General features: G+C 69.6%; 9 protein-coding genes. All 9 read right to left on the bottom strand.

Annotation, left to right across the window (positions count from 1 at the left end):
* Positions 1-239: 239 nt before the first annotated feature.
* Positions 240-2,051 (bottom strand): HEXXH motif domain-containing protein, encoded by a 1,812-nt coding sequence (locus tag LRD69_RS30545; protein ID WP_277330086.1) that lies wholly within the window; start codon positions 2,049-2,051, stop codon positions 240-242.
* Between the two features lie 39 nt (positions 2,052-2,090).
* A complete protein-coding gene (locus tag LRD69_RS30550; protein WP_277330087.1) occupies positions 2,091-2,276 on the bottom strand; it encodes an aldo/keto reductase in 186 nt (61 codons plus the stop codon).
* 101 nt (positions 2,277-2,377) lie between these two features.
* Positions 2,378-3,484: a caspase family protein gene (locus LRD69_RS30555; protein WP_277330088.1), complete on the bottom strand. Its 1,107-nt coding sequence runs from the start codon at positions 3,482-3,484 to the stop codon at positions 2,378-2,380.
* Positions 3,481-4,650, bottom strand: a complete 1,170-nt coding sequence (locus tag LRD69_RS30560; protein WP_277330089.1) for a hypothetical protein — start codon at positions 4,648-4,650, stop codon at positions 3,481-3,483. The genes LRD69_RS30555 and LRD69_RS30560 overlap by 4 nt, the downstream gene beginning before the upstream one ends.
* A gap of 97 nt (positions 4,651-4,747) precedes the next feature.
* Positions 4,748-9,079, bottom strand: a complete 4,332-nt coding sequence (gene fxsT / locus LRD69_RS30565; protein ID WP_277330090.1) for an FxSxx-COOH system tetratricopeptide repeat protein — start codon at positions 9,077-9,079, stop codon at positions 4,748-4,750.
* A complete protein-coding gene (locus LRD69_RS30570; RefSeq protein WP_277330091.1) occupies positions 9,079-10,128 on the bottom strand; it encodes an AAA family ATPase in 1,050 nt (349 codons plus the stop codon). The genes fxsT and LRD69_RS30570 overlap by 1 nt, the downstream gene beginning before the upstream one ends.
* A complete protein-coding gene (locus tag LRD69_RS30575) occupies positions 10,125-11,618 on the bottom strand; it encodes a hypothetical protein (protein WP_277330092.1) in 1,494 nt (497 codons plus the stop codon). Before LRD69_RS30575 ends, LRD69_RS30570 begins: the two co-directional genes overlap by 4 nt.
* A 178-nt stretch (positions 11,619-11,796) precedes the next feature.
* Positions 11,797-12,804: a LacI family DNA-binding transcriptional regulator gene (locus LRD69_RS30580; protein ID WP_277330093.1), complete on the bottom strand. Its 1,008-nt coding sequence runs from the start codon at positions 12,802-12,804 to the stop codon at positions 11,797-11,799.
* A gap of 418 nt (positions 12,805-13,222) precedes the next feature.
* On the bottom strand, positions 13,223-14,410 hold the full coding sequence (locus LRD69_RS30585; RefSeq protein WP_277330174.1) for a cytochrome P450: 1,188 nt from the start codon (positions 14,408-14,410) through the stop codon (positions 13,223-13,225).
* Positions 14,411-14,442: the final 32 nt, after the last annotated feature.

The following is a 14,442-nucleotide window of genomic DNA, read 5'->3' on the forward strand; positions in this document are numbered from 1 at the left end:
GAGAGATTCCGGACCATGAATGCGTTCAGTAGTGCCATTCCGCGTTCCTCCATGCAGGTGGAGGGGGGCGCGGCGTGCTTGGTAGGTGGGCCGCGCCCTGCGCAGTTTTCAGGGCTGACTTTGTAGCGCAGCCACCCTCCGCCAACATGGTCCACACCCATCAGGTTCACGACGCCGGGCGGCGAACTCCCCGCGTTCCGCCGCACGGCTGATCCCGTCGGCCGGAACGGACCGCGTCCTCAGCGTGGAACGACGGTGGAGACGCCCCCGGGCCCACCGCTCCGGGACGGCGAGGCGGCCAGCCACCGAGCGGCCTCCACCCATCGGTCCGGACGGCACGCCTCCAGCAGCGAAGCGAACCGCTCGGGGCGGGCGAGCAACCGCCGGTCCTGCGGGTGCAGCGCGGTATACGCCAGCAGCCAGCCCGCCAGCGCGTGCCGGTCGACGGGGCCGGGGCCGGGGCCGCACAACTGCGCGGCGTACCTCGCGAGCGCCGCATCGGCATCACCCGCGACCAGCAACTCGTCGGCTGTCGGCGCGGGACCCGTCCTGGGCTCACGCAGCATGTAGAGCCGGCCACGGTCGTCCTGCCAGTACCCACCGCTCGAGCGCGGGGTGACCACCGGTGCTCCACCCGGCGCAGGGTCGGCGCCCGAGCGCAGCGCCTTGATGAGCGTGTCCCTCTCGTCCTCGCTGCAGCGCAGGTTACGCAGGCGCCATTCCACCCGGTGGCTGACCGCCGAGGCTCGGGCCCGGGCGTCGGTCGCCGGCTCCACCTCGTCCCTCAGCCAGCCGTCGACGGTCTCGGACAGCCGGGTGACAAGCCGTCGTCCGGGCAAGGTGAGCTGGGCCCGCGTGGCCAGCGTGCGGAGCACCATGCGGGTCTGAAGTCGGCGCAGCGCAAAGAGGAACGGCGCCCGCCCGTCCGGGTCGAGGGCGGTGTCACCGATCCGCTCCCGCCAGAATCCGGTGACGCCGACGAAGGCGTACGCACCGTGGAGGAGGCCGGTCAGGTGGCGCGGATCGGCGCGCCACGGCGCGTAGTAGAGCTCGGACCGGTCGTCGTCGAGCAGGGGGAAGAGATGGAGCAACGCGCCCAGTTTGCTGTGCTGGAACTCATGGACGAGGGTTTCCGCGAGGGAGAGCCCGTCGTCGGGGCGCGCGATCACCATGGAGGCGAAGGCGTCGCCGGTGGAGGCACTCAGTCCGGCGGGCGGCACCGGGAGGTCGTCACCACCGTCCTTGGCGCGCCAGGGCACGATCCGGCTGATCTCCTCGGGCCGCAGAACGCCGGGGCCCGTGCCTCCCCGGCGCAGGAGGGACACGGCGTCGTCGAACAGATGCTGCCAGGCACGGAGTTCCTCGGGGGCGAGACGGCCGGGGGCGATCGGTTCGTCCAGATCGCGGTACGGATCGAGGTCGTCCAGCTGCACGGCATGCGCTTCGGGCCCGACGGTCAGCCTGTGTACCGGCAGCCAGTGTGCCGACTCCGGCTCGGTGACAGGGCGTACCATCACGTCCGGCCCGTGAGCACCGCGAACCGTGAGCGTCCCGCCTGACACCACGGCTCGTACCGCGTGGAAATCCTCGTTCTCCGGGCCCGCCAGCCGGATCATCCCCAGCGCGGGCAGGCTGATGGTCGCGCCCCGGGCGGGCAGGAGCAACGCGGAGTCCGTACCCGCGTGCACGGCCGCCGTCGCGGCCACGGCCGCGATCTGTCCCGCGTCGACCCACAGCGGCGGACCGGATGCCGTTCCGTGCAGCCGGCGCAGGGTATGGGCGAGCCAGCTGCCGACCTGAGGGCTCAGCAGCAGAGCCTCGACCGGCTCCGGCGCCTGCACGGCCGCGGCCTCCAGCGTGGACCAGACCGTGCCTGCGTCCAGCGGACCGAGGACGCCGGGATCCGATTCGAACAGATGGAGGAGCTCACGCAGCAACAGGAGACGGCGGGTGCGTTCCCCGCGGACCAGAAATGCGACAGCCTCGCGCGAGCCGCCACCTGCGGCAAGCTCGTCGAACAACGGGCCGGGCATACGGATCGGGGCGTACACATCGCTCCTGTCGTGGACTGATTCTCCTGGCCCTGGTAGCTATTCGGCCCGTCCTGGTTCGGGGTTGCCCATGGCGTTGGTCCGGGCACGACGTAGCTCTTCGAGCAGCCGCGGACCTGCAAGTGGAACAAGGCGCCGCAGATCGGCGACGCACACGGAGGCCAGATCCATGAGGTCGGACTCGAGGTGATCAGGTGTGTCGTCGGCGGGTACCGGCTGGTACAAGGCGCGCTCCCCCTTCGCGAGCGGTGACACAGGATGCCACCGTTTACTCCATCATGACGATTCAGACCCCTTCCCGAAACCCGTGTGATCACGCCAGCTGATCACTGTTCCGGCCGGGGTGCGGCAATGAAGTCCTGTACAGCTGCCTTGAGTTCGGCAGCCCGGCCGGGATCGTCGTCGAGCAGTGTCACCGCGTCGTACAACTCCCACAGCCTGTCCGGCTGCGCTCGGATGGTGCGTACGATCCCGATCACATCCGTACGTGGCATCGTGTGCCGCGGCATCCGCCCGACGACGGCGGCCGGCAACTCGTTGACCAGTGCCTGGCGTTCGTCACGGTCGCTCATCAGCGGATACGCCAACAGTGACTCGATGAGCCGAGCCAGCAACCCGCCCGGCGTGGTGGCACCGGGGCCGGGCGCGGCCGGCGGGTGCGACGGGCTGTTCTCGGTCCGTCCCGGCCGGTGCAGGAAGAGGCTGGGTACCTGATCGGTGCGGCCCGCCGTCCTCAGAGCGTTCATCCTTGCCTGTACGGCCTCGAAAAGAGCATCGGGATCCGGCAGCGGATCAGCGGGAAGCTCGCTGAGAACGATGTCCGAGAACACTCCGAGCCGCCGCTCCGGATCGTTGGCCGCCCGCTGTCCCCGGCCGGCCGCGAACATCAGGATCTGCTCGTGCGCCTGGATCCTCTGCCCGGCGGGAAGCCGCTCGCCGGGCAGTGAGTGCGGGAAGTTGTGCCGTTCGTCGAAGGTCTGACATGCGTCGATCATCCACATCTGCCGCCCGAAGCCCCGCACCGCGTCGCTCCTGAGTGCGCCGCGGGCGGATTCCACATCGATGTTGCGCCGGTCGGACACGGTGGCGTCGCTCGAGTAGAGCCGCAGGTGTTCGTCCGTGTCCAGCACGCCGTGACCGCCCCACCACACCCACAGCACGTCACCACTGCGGGCAGGGATGTCGGTGACGAAGGCGCGCCGCAGCGTGTCGTGGTCGGCCGGCCGGTACGGGACTTCCGGGTCTGCGCCGGACAGCGGTGCGAGATGGAGCAGGATGTTGGGGTCCGGAACGCCGCATGCGAGCAGCCATTCGCGAAAGCGCAGTGCGTCCCGCACCGGTCCGGGAAGGTTCCAGTCCGGGCCGGCCGCGTACTGCTCGATACCGATGACCAGGGCGACGACGCGGTCGGGTGCGACGGGTCTCCGGATCACGGCAGGCGCTCCCCGATCGCACGGTAGACGGCTGGATCGGTCCAGTAGGCGCTGTGCGCGACGGGAAAGGGCTGCCGGCTGTCGGTTGCGACGTCCTGGGCGCGGCCGGGGAAGAGCGGCTCCGCCGCGTGGCCGAGCAGATCACGGCGGTCGTAGACATTCAGCCACGACGGGACGTGGGCGGGCAGCGGATCCGGGTGGACCAGCGCGGGCAGCGCGCCCGTCTCGTACAGGAAGGGACCCTGCGAACCTACGGTGACCAGCAGTTCGACGCCGGGCAGCGGGGCCGATATCAGGGTGTCGAGGGAGATGATGCCTCCGAGGCTGTGGCCGAGCAGGACCACAGGCGGCTCCTGCCGCGTGACGAGATCCCGCAGCCCCTGGCGCATGTCCTCCCCCCGGGCGAGGTACTTGAGGATGTCACCGGCAGCTGGATGGGCGGCGTCGGTGAGGGCACGGCGCCGCCGCACGACGTAGCGGGAGCCGAGGCGTACGAACGGCTTGCCGGCCATGCGGAGCAGCGGGCCGCGGCCGGTGCCTGCCGGAGCAGCGCCGAGGCGCCCGGCAAGCTCTGCAACCGCGGCGTCCCGGGCGTCCCCCTCACCCTGCACGGGGCTGTCGGCTTCGATGGCGGCGGCGATGACGGTGGCGGTCAGCGCACGGGCCAGCACCCACGCCAACGTCTCCTGATCCAAGGCCTCGGCAGCGGGCGGTAGCAGGGGATTTCGCGCGAGCCCGGCCGCCGCTTCCGAGAAGCCCGGTCCGAGCAGCTCGGCCCGGGGCTCACCGTGTGCGGCAAGGTCGAGGAGGAGGGCCCGGGGGCGTTCATCCGGAAAGGCCGCGCCGGGCGGTGTGACGCCTGCGCTCGCACCGGCCGCCGCCGTCGCCAGTTCCGCCAGGGGGTCCTCGTACAGCCGGGCCCACTCCTCGGCCTCGTCGCCCTGCTCGCCGGGGCCTTCGGTGCTCCGGCCGGTCCCGGCGCCGGGTCCCTCCGGGATGCTGAGGCCACCTGCAGCGAGCCTGGCTCCGTACTGTTCACCCCACCGGTAGGCGACCAGGTGCGCGTCGGGCGCTGTCGTCGCAAGCCCCGAGGCGATCTGTGCCAGCAGGGTGGTGAGGCGTGGTTCACGCACACCTGTGCCGTGAGTGAAGACCACCGTGGTCATGTGTGCGCCCCCGTCGCCGTGTTGCCGTCGGCCGGCCCACCACCTCCCAGAGGCTGCGGACCGGGCCGAGGGCTTCTTCCTCCGTCGCTCCTGCCATTCAGATCGGCAGCGGTGCGATATCGCATTCGATGCGCTGGTGCAGCCTGGCCGATGTGTGCCAGGGATGGCCATCCCGCAGTACGCGTGAAAGCCCCTCGGTTGCAGATGAGTTGAGACGGTCGGCCTCTGCCGACTCTCCCAGGCCTCGCTGGTCCAGTGCGAGATTGGCCGTGCAGACGAGGGTGAGCGGGTGGTCAGCTCCCGCGGCCTCGATGAGCCTGGGAAGGATGGCCGCGTCAGCAGCTCTGGCCTTCGCGAAGTCCAGCCGGGCATAGTGATTGTTGGCCCGGCTCATGGACGCGGTGAGCGTACTGAGATGGTTTTCGCCCAGGTTGCTCTCCAACAGCTGCGACGCCTGGGCATCCAGGGCTTCGGCCTTGTCGATGTCTCCCTGGGCTCGCAGCGTGGCAGCCAGATTCACCCTGGCGAACTGGGTGTTCGGGTGGTGATCACCAAGCATCGAGCGATACGCGGAAAGCGTCCGCTCACCCAGCTCTCGGGATCCCACGAGGTCGCCGTTCAGGCGTCGCTCGACCATGGCGTGGGTCGCCGCGCAGAGGGCATCGGTGTTGTTCAGACCGTAGCGTGTGGTGAACCGCTCCAGCGTCTGCTCTGCCAGAGCGGCGCCCCCCTCGGTCACACCCGCCCTCCGACGGCACACGGCAAGATTGAGGGCTGCACGCATGGTGGACGCGTTGGTCTCGCCGAAGTGGTTGACATAGGCCTGGTAATTGGACTCCTGCAGCGCACGCGCCCCGAGGTAGTCGCCCGCCTCGCGGATGTCCATCGCCAGTCCGTTCAGCGTGTTGAGGGTGAGTCCGCTCACCGGACCGTACAGAAGTTCGCGCTGGCGCGCCGTCTCCTCGTCGACTGCCCTCGCAGCGTCGAACCGGCCGCCCACCCGGAGCGACACACAGTAGTCGTTCGCCGCGCTCAGGGTGGCAGGGTCCTCGGGCCCGAACAGGTCACTCGCCCGGGTGAAGGCTTCCTCGTCCAGATCGCAGGCCGCCTGGATTTCGCCCCTGTACCGCAGCGCACCCGCCATCTGCCACATGGAGTCGATGAGTTCCTCGTCCGGGATCTGCGCACCGCGCGAGATCGCCAGGGCGCGCTCGTTGTGCACGAGCGCCTCGTCGGGGCGCCCGATCAGTCGCAGATAGAAGCCGAGGAGCTTGGTGATCCTGATGACGTGCAGGTCCTCGTCCCCGGACTGGGCCCGCCACGCGGACCAGGCCAGTCGAGTCTGTGCCGCGCCCGACTCGTGCGCACCCCAGTAGTAGAGGAAGAACACCATGTCGTAAATGAGGTCACGGACCCAGGCGTCGGAGCTCTCCACCGCTCCGGAGGCGATCACATGCGGCAGGATCGCCTGGTAGGCGGGCCACTGGTCCGGTGAGGCGGGGGCGCCGGGCTTGGCCGTCGTGAGCAGCAGGTGGGCCGCCCGCGTCATCCTGGCCCGTTCCTCGGGATCCATCCTGGCCACGATGACGTTCTGCATCAGCCGGTGCATCTGCAGGGAGGCCGTCTTGTGGTCCAGTCTCACCAGGGACAGTTTGCTGAGGTCACGCGTGGCGCGGGCGAGCAGCAGCGGGTCGCGCAGGACGGGGTCCAGCTCGGGGGTGATCTCGACGTTGCGCCCGCCCCTGAACAGGTTGAGCGGGATGGGTTCCGGCGCCATGCAGGCGCAGATCTCGAGGAGTTGGCGTGCCGCCGGACTGTCCTGCGAGAGACGTCCCAGCGAGATGTCCCAGACCGCTGCGACCGGCAGCGGGTAATCGGGGGACGGGTCGAGCTCCAAGATCTCGGGCCGGCGCTCCTCCAGCAGGGCGAGGTACTCGTCCACGGGCATACCTGTCGCGGCGTGCCAGGCGCCTGCCTGCTCGACCGCGAGCGGCAGGTCGCCCAGCGCCTCGGCGAGACGGCCCGCGTCATCAGCACTCAGGCCGCGGGCGCGGCGCTGCAGCAGGGTGACGCTCTCGTCCCGGTCGAAGACGTCGACGCTCAGCGGCGTGGCGACGCGTTCCCACTCGCGGTTGCGCGAGGTGATGATGATCTTGCCGGGACCGCCGTTGGGAAAGTAGGACCGTACCGCCTCGATGTCCTCGGCGTTGTCGAAGACCAGCAGCCAGTTGTCGAACGGTTTGCCGGTGCGGAGCGCCTCGCGCACGGCCGGCACCGCGGCGTTGGCCTGCGGGCCCACCTCCAGGCCCAGGCTGCGGGCCAGATCGGCAAGAGCGCCGAGGATCAGGTTCTCCTGCTCCGCCGGGATCCACCAGATGACGTTGAACTCGCCGCTGTGGCGGTAGACGTACTCCACGGCGATCTGCGACTTCCCGACACCACCCATGCCGTGCAGCGCGTGCGGGAGGACGGCTGTGGTCTCATCTTCCCGCAACTGCCGTTCGACTGCCGCCAGAAGACTCTCCCGACCGGTGAAGTTGGGGTTCTTGGGCGGCACATTGCCCATGATCTTCGGCTGGCCGGTGCGGACGAATCGTAGCTCCGGTGCTGTGACTTCCATGTTCTGGCCGGCCCTCCGGGCATCCTGGTCAACTGTTACGGGTGTCGTGGGCGACACGGATCCTCCTGGTGGAACGGTCGGATGCGACCGAAGAGCGGGGGCATTCTCATTCACATCAAATGCCTCTTTATCATCTCTTGTCGCCTCCGTTGCCGAGACCGCGCCGCCGTGCAGCAGCTCGCCGTTCAGACGCGCTGCCCGGCGCCGGTAGGGGGTACCCCCCAGTGCACGCAGGACGGCCAGTTCGATGCGCAGCCACGCCTGACCGCCCTCGCGGTCGGGCAGCGCCGCCTGCGCCGGGTCCCGCAGGGCCGCCCGGAGCCGGATGCCCTGCGCCCGACTGGCCCGCGACTCCGCCAGCAGGCCTACCGCTCGGGCGAGTTGGGTGCGGTTGCTCGTTGCCAGCAGCGCTTCGCGTACGCCGTCGGCAAAGTCGGGCCCGCCTTCGCCGTCCCGTTCCCAGTCGATGAGGCCGCCCATCATGATCTCGGCCATATGGTCGGGGCCGGACTCGGGAAAGGCCCGGTCACGCAGCTCCTCGATGACGTCGAAGCGCATCGGGGCCACGGCCAGCAGCACGGCCAGCTGGCGTGCGAGCGGACTGGCCAGCGCGACGAATCTCCGTACCGCGTCCGCCGCCGCGCGGGGGCCGTCGATCCTGGGGGCCCGCAGACCGGGTGCGGACACGCCCTTGGCCATGGCTCCGGCCAGGACCACCGGCAGCGCCCGCCGTACACCGCGTTCACCGGTGACGAGATCGGCCCAGGCCCGGAACGAACCGGGGCGGAGGCTGAGGACGGGTACGGCGACGGATCCGTCATCCGTATCGGGCAGCGTGCGGGCATGGTCGGGTACGCCGTGCGGCGGATGGCACAGGAAATGCCGGTTGAGGGCGCCGAATCCCGCTGCGTCCAGCCGGGCCCGGAAGGGATAGACCGAGGACCGGTGACGCAGATACGGGGGCAGCAGATGGACGAGTGCCGTGGGGCCGGATGCCGAAAGTCTTCCCAGCAGTTCGTCGGCCCCGCGCTCCGCCCAGCCGGACGCCAGCCCGTCGGTGACGACAAGGAAGAGCCGTGACCCGCGGCCGTCGAGCAGCTCCGCGGGGTCGGCCTGCCGGTTGCCCGGCCAGCGCAGGACCGGCGACGCTCCGCCGGGCAGCGAGACATCGACCGTACGTACGTCCCGGAACGCGCCGCTGCGCACCGCCTCATCGGCCAGCCGGCTCACGGTACTGCCCCATACGGCCATGGTGGGCGCGCTGTCCACGAGCAGCATCAGATCGAAGGCGCGCTCCTGGACCGGCTCGAGGTAGGGGATCCACAATCCGTCGATCAGGCCGTACTCGGCGGTGCGTGCCTCGTCGAGACGGCTCAGGTGGCGCGAAGGGACGCGCCGGCCGAGCCCGCGCAAGGCCTTGGCCAGGTGCAGCGGCACCACACGCCGCGCGGGATGCGCCCCTCTCGGGAGCACAGCCTCCGGCAGGCCGGCCCGCGTCTCCTCGATCGTGCGCAGCACGAGATCGCGGGTGTCCACGCCGGCCATGCCCCCGGCGGGCACGACTTCCGGCGATCCCGGATCCGATGGAGCGCTCGCGACATCGGGGAGGGGCAGCTCGTCGTCGGATAAGAGCTCCGAGGCGCTGTCCGGCTCCCCGTGGGAGGACCGGCCCGCTCGGCGCCATGCCGCCGCCAGCCAGAGACCGTCGCCGAGGTCCCGCCAGCTCGCGTCGCCGTCCGTGTCAGGGGTGACGATGCCACTCGACGTGGCCGTCGAGTCCGGGGCGCGTTCCCGTGGCGAGCCGTTCATCAGCGGCCTTTCGAGAGGTCGCGAAGAAGCATCTCAATGAGTTTACGCCCGTCGCTGTCGGCCCGGAATCCGTGAGCCGTGGTGAGTTGCACGGCGTTCAGCAGCTGATCGACCGACTGCGTGCCGCCGCCGTCCAGGCGCCTGACGAAGTCGTCCACGAGGTCTTCGATCCCTTCGGGCCGTTGGTGCAGATGGCTGACGACGATGGAGACGAGCTGCTCGCGGCTGGGCGGCCGCATCTCCAGGGGCAGACAGCGTCGGCGGAAGGCGGCAGGGAATTCGCGTTCACCGTTGCTTGTGATCACGACGACGGGGAACTCCGCGCACTCGACCCGGCCGGACTCGATAACGGCCCGGCTGTGGGGGTCGTCGGTGAAGACGGATACGTCTGCCGCACCGGCCCGTACCAGTTCCGGGATCTCGTAACTGCCGTTCTCCAGCACATGGAGCAGGTCATTGGGCAGGTCGATGTCGCTCTTGTCCAGCTCGTCCACGAGCAGGACACGGGGACGTGCATATGCGAGGAGCGCTGTTCCCAGTGGGCCGAGGGTCAGGAAGTCCCCGAGCTCGGGGGCACTGCCCGGGGCGTCCGCCGCCGTGTCCGCTCCGGCGCGCCAGGCCGCGATGGCCTGCGCCCGCCCGATGGCGTCGTACTCGTACAGACCGCCGCGCAGAGTCGTGCGGCTCACGATGCTCCAGGGCAGCACGCGGCCGAGCCCCAGTTCCCGCGCGACCAGGTAGGCGAGGGTCGACTTGCCGACCCCGGGTGGCCCGGTCACCAGCAGCGGGCGACGCAGCAGAAGCGCGGCGTTGACCGCGTCGACCTCCTCGTCGCGTAACTGGGGGCCCTCCTGCACGATACCGAGTCGGCGCAGCGCCGACTGAGCGTCGTCGGGCGGGGCCTGCTGCAGAGGACTCCCGGAGAACACTCTCCAGGGCGGCGGCGACGGAAGATCCGGCAGCTCCCCTGCGGGGGCCCGCCCAGTTGCGTGGAACACCCTCCAGGAGGGCGGCGTGGCCGGCCGCGATGCCGAGTCCTGCTCGGTCATGCCGTCAACTCCTCACAGTCGACCAGGCGGTTGGGGTCGTCCCAGAAAAACGCAAGATGTCTTCCCACAAACAGGGAGCCGCGATCCATTCCCTCAGCTTCCTTACGTAACTGGCTTACTTTCGCGGGCAGTTGCGACGGTGTGTGGGCGAGCAGCAAGGTCAGCACCTCGCCCGACAGGTCGGGGCTGTCCGGTCTGCAGTCCCAGGCTGCAAGGCCCACTCCCTCGGTGATTGCGGCGATGAGTGCTTCCAGACCGTGGCCGGGCAGTGCGGGAACGTCGAGTATGACCGCGGTCAGACGTGGCTCCGATGCCAGCGTGGCACGCCAGCGCTCGAGTTGCCCGCTCTCCTCGCCGTGCCAGCGGTACGCCTCGGCTACACCGGCCTTTTTGAGCCGCCGCCAACGGGCTCGCCACCGTCTCAGCTGCCCGGGGTCACGGGTCCTCATGCGCTCGAGGCTCCGCAGGTGAATATGGTAACGAAGACCGATCGGCAGCGGCTCCCGAGTCCGCGTACCCAGTTCGAGCCGGGCCATGTCGTGATTGAGGAACTGGAACGGCAGTACGAACTCGACCTGCACAGGCGCGTCGTTGTCGATCTCCGCCACATCTGCCCAGCGCGCCTCGCCGCGGCCGATGGCACGTTCGACCGCCGTCGCCAGGGTGCCGGTGGTCGCGCGTTCCACATCTCCGGCGACCGGCTCCCAGTAGCCCGGTGCCGCATTGACCCAATGCCGTACGTAGATATCGGCCGAACCGTCATCGGCGGGCTCCACCATCACGACGAGACAACGTGGCACCTCCGGGTCGGTCCTCGGTAGAGCCGCGATCGCGCGCCTGCGGGCGTCCAGAGCCCTCATGGCCTCCGGGCCGGCCTCCCTCGCCCACCGGTCCGACCACTCCCTCAGCTTCTCGCGAAGTGCCGGCTGCTGCTCGACCGCGAGGATCTCGACGAGGACGAGGGCCGGGGGTAATCCGTCGGCCTGCGTGTTGACCTCGCGCAAATAGTTGAAGCACTGGGAGGGGGAGTGCCCGTAGGGAACGTCGACACCCAGCTCGTGGTTGAGGACCGCGTGCAGACGGCCGTCGTCGGCGCCCCGCACCTCGGCGAGCAGCCGCCCGATCTCCTGCACCGCGGTGTCGTCGAATTCCGGTGGCAGTTCCGGAATGGGCTCACCCGGCCATGCGCTCCCCGTCAGCCGGGCCAACCGGGCCGAGTCCTCGGGGCCGGCGACGACGCTCACGCCGAAGACGAGCGCGTCGAGACCTCCGTCGCGCTTCAGCACGTCCATGACGAGAGACAGCATGTCGACCCGCGGGCTCTTCCGCAGGTAGGTGATCTCCGCGCCGAGCTGCATCCCGACGAATGCCACGAATTGAACGCACTGGTCAGGATCGCGCACGCAGTCCAGCGCGCATAATTCGTTGACCAGTGCCCCGATCAGATACGCATCGGCCTCGCCCGGCCTCTGCGGCACGTATGCCACCACCGACCATCCCCCGCCGAGCCGGTACTCCTCCACAACTGATCGCGAAGTTATCACGTCGAATCTGCAGCAACCAGATTCGCTCCCAGGCCTGTTGACCTCCTTTTCCACCACAGGCCCCCTGTGCGGCCCGCAACTCCGGCGGACCGGCCACCCGAACGGGTCACCTACCCCGCACCGGTCAGCCCGGAGCCGGCCCGCTGCTCTCCCGTACCGTCAACTCCGGTGCCAGCAGGACGACTTCCTCCACCCCGCGACCGTCGAGCTTCGCGACGACCTGCTCGACGGCGCGCCGCCCCATCTCCTGGGCCGGGATGGCCACCGAGGTGAGACGCACCGAGGCCTGGGAGGCCACCTGCTCGGGGCAGATCGCGACGACCGACACGTCCTCGGGCACCGCTCGTCCCTGCTGGCGCAGCAGGTTGAGCAGCGGCTCGACGGCCGACTCGTTCTGCACGATGAACCCGGTGGTGCCCGGCCGCTCGTCGTAGATCCGGGCCAGCGTCCGGTCCATCGCCGCGTACCCGCCCTCGCAGGGCCGGTGCAGCACCCGCACCCCGGCCTGCTGCGCCTTCGCACGCACGCCGTCCACCGTGCGCTCGGCGAAGCCGGTGTGCCGCTCGTACACCGCGGCCGCCTCACCGATCACCGCGATCTCGCGGTGTCCCAGCCCGGCAAGGTGCTCCACGCAGAGCGCCCCGGTCGCCTCGAAGTCGAGGTCCACGCACGTCAGCCCGTCGGTGTCGGCGGGCAGACCGATCAGCACAGCGGCCCGTCCGGACTCCCGCAGCAGCGGCAGCCGCTCGTCGTGCAGCTCCACGTCCATAAGGATCATGGCGTCGGCGAGCGAGCTGCCCGCGATCCGCCGAACAGCCGCCGGACCTTCCTCCCCGGTCAGGAGAAGCACGTCGTAGCCGTGCGTGCGTGCGGTGGTGGCCACCGCGATGGCGATCTCCATCATCACGGGCACATACATGTCGGTGCGCAGCGGCACCATGAGCGCGATGATGTTCGTCCGGCTGCTCGCGAGCGCGCGGGCCCCCGCGTTGGGGTGGTACCCGAGCTGTTCGATACTTCGCTCCACCCGTTCCCGGGTGGACAGGGAGATGGACCGCTTCCCGCTGAGGACATAGCTCACCGTGCTTGCGGAGACTCCGGCGTGCTGGGCGACCTCGGCAAGGGTGACCATTCGGCTCTCCATCACAGGACGACAGCGGCTCGGCGGCACGCAGACGGCGGCTGCCGGAGTTCGTCGACCGGCTGGGCGAAGCGCTTCGAATCCGCTTCGAATCCGACTCTTCCGTCTGTGACGTGCACGGACATGGCGAGCCTAGACCCGCTCGCAAATGCTGTCCAGAGCTGGTGTCGAAGCGCTTCGACACTGCCTGTGGACGGCACGTGCGAGCGGTACCGCCGGACGCCCTCCACGATGTCCGGCGCAGTACTGACGGCACTGACACGATAGGCCGTGGAGCCGGTCGACGAGGTCGAAGCCCGGCTCCACGGCCCTCATGCACCCCCATGTCCCGGCCGGGGCCCCGTGCAAGGCGGTGCGAGGCCGCCGCCGGGACGGCGGGGGCCTCGCCGCCGGTCAGTCATCCAGCCGTTCAGCCGTTCAGCAGAACCGGGAAGGACTCCAGGTCGTTCTGTGTCATCACCGGCAGCTTGCGGATCTCCTTGTCCGGCACCGCGAGCTGCAGCCCGGGGAAGCGGCTGAACAGCGCCGGAAGCGCGACGCCCGCTTCCACGCGCGAGAGCGCGGCTCCCGGGCAGATGTGCGGGCCGTGACCGAAGGTCATGTGCCGGATCGGGGCCGGCCGGGTGACGTCGAAGGCGTCGGCATCGGGCCCGTGCTGCTCGATGTCACGGCCGATGACCCGGTAGGAGATGACCACGCCCTCCCCCTTGGCGATCACGTCGTCGCCGACCTGAATGTCCTCCGTGGCGAACCGCATGAGCAGATGGGTGGTGGGGGTGTCCCAGCGCAGCGTCTCCTCGATCACCGTCTCCCACGGGATCTCGCCGTCGAGCACCTTGCGCAGCTGGTCCGGGTGGGCGAGCAGCGCGCGTACCGCATTGAGGATCAGCCCGATGGTCGTCTCGTGCCCGGCCGCCACCATGGCCTTGAGGTTGCCGACCACCTCTTCCTCGGTGAGCGGGTCCCCGCCTTCCTCGGCGAGGATGAGCGCGCTGGTGAGGTCGTCCGTCGGCCGCGCCGTCTTCTCACGTACCAGTTCGGCATAGAAGACGTCCAACTCGGCCAGCAGCGCCATACGTTCGTCGTGCGGAGTGAGCATCGAGAAGAAGGCCTTGTACTTCTTCGTCAGCATCGGGTACTCGGCTTCGTCGACGCCCATCAGCATGCCGACCACCCGCATCGGCAGCGGCTGCGCGAACACGGACTTGAGGTCGACCACGCCGTCCTTGCCCTGTTCGGCGAGAGCGTCGAGCAGTTCCTCGGTGAACTTCTCGATGTGCGGACGTATCGCCTCGAGCCGGCGCGGTGTGAGCGCCTGGGAGGTCTTGGTGCGCAGACGCCGGTGTTCCTCGCCGTCCACGGTGAACATGGAACGTCCGGCGTCGATCATGCCGATCAGCGGCCAGGCATGGGTCACCTCTCCGCTCTGCCAGAGCCCCCATGCGTCGATGTCCTTCACCAGGCGGGGATCGACGAGCAGTTGACGGGCGTCGGCGTGCTGGGTGACGGACCAGGCCGGAACGCCGAGTAGCTCGATCCTGGCGAGCGGTCCGGCGTCGCGCAGCCGCGCCGTCTCGCCGTCCAGGTCCTGGACCATCGGATCGATGACGACGGTTTCACCGGCCGCGG

The organism is Streptomyces sp. JH14 (assembly GCF_029428675.1).
In the GTDB taxonomy this organism is placed as follows: domain Bacteria; phylum Actinomycetota; class Actinomycetes; order Streptomycetales; family Streptomycetaceae; genus Streptomyces.

Bases quoted from the DNA above. Each gene is read 5' to 3' on its own strand.
- LRD69_RS30560 (WP_277330089.1), bottom strand. From the start codon at position 4,650: ATGACCACGGTGGTCTTCACTCACGGCACAGGTGTGCGTGAACCACGC.
- fxsT (WP_277330090.1), bottom strand. From the start codon at position 9,079: ATGAACGGCTCGCCACGGGAACGCGCCCCGGACTCGACGGCCACGTCG.
- LRD69_RS30570 (WP_277330091.1), bottom strand. From the start codon at position 10,128: ATGACCGAGCAGGACTCGGCATCGCGGCCGGCCACGCCGCCCTCCTGG.
- LRD69_RS30580 (WP_277330093.1), bottom strand. From the start codon at position 12,804: ATGGTCACCCTTGCCGAGGTCGCCCAGCACGCCGGAGTCTCCGCAAGC.
- LRD69_RS30585 (WP_277330174.1), bottom strand. From the start codon at position 14,410: ATGGTCCAGGACCTGGACGGCGAGACGGCGCGGCTGCGCGACGCCGGA.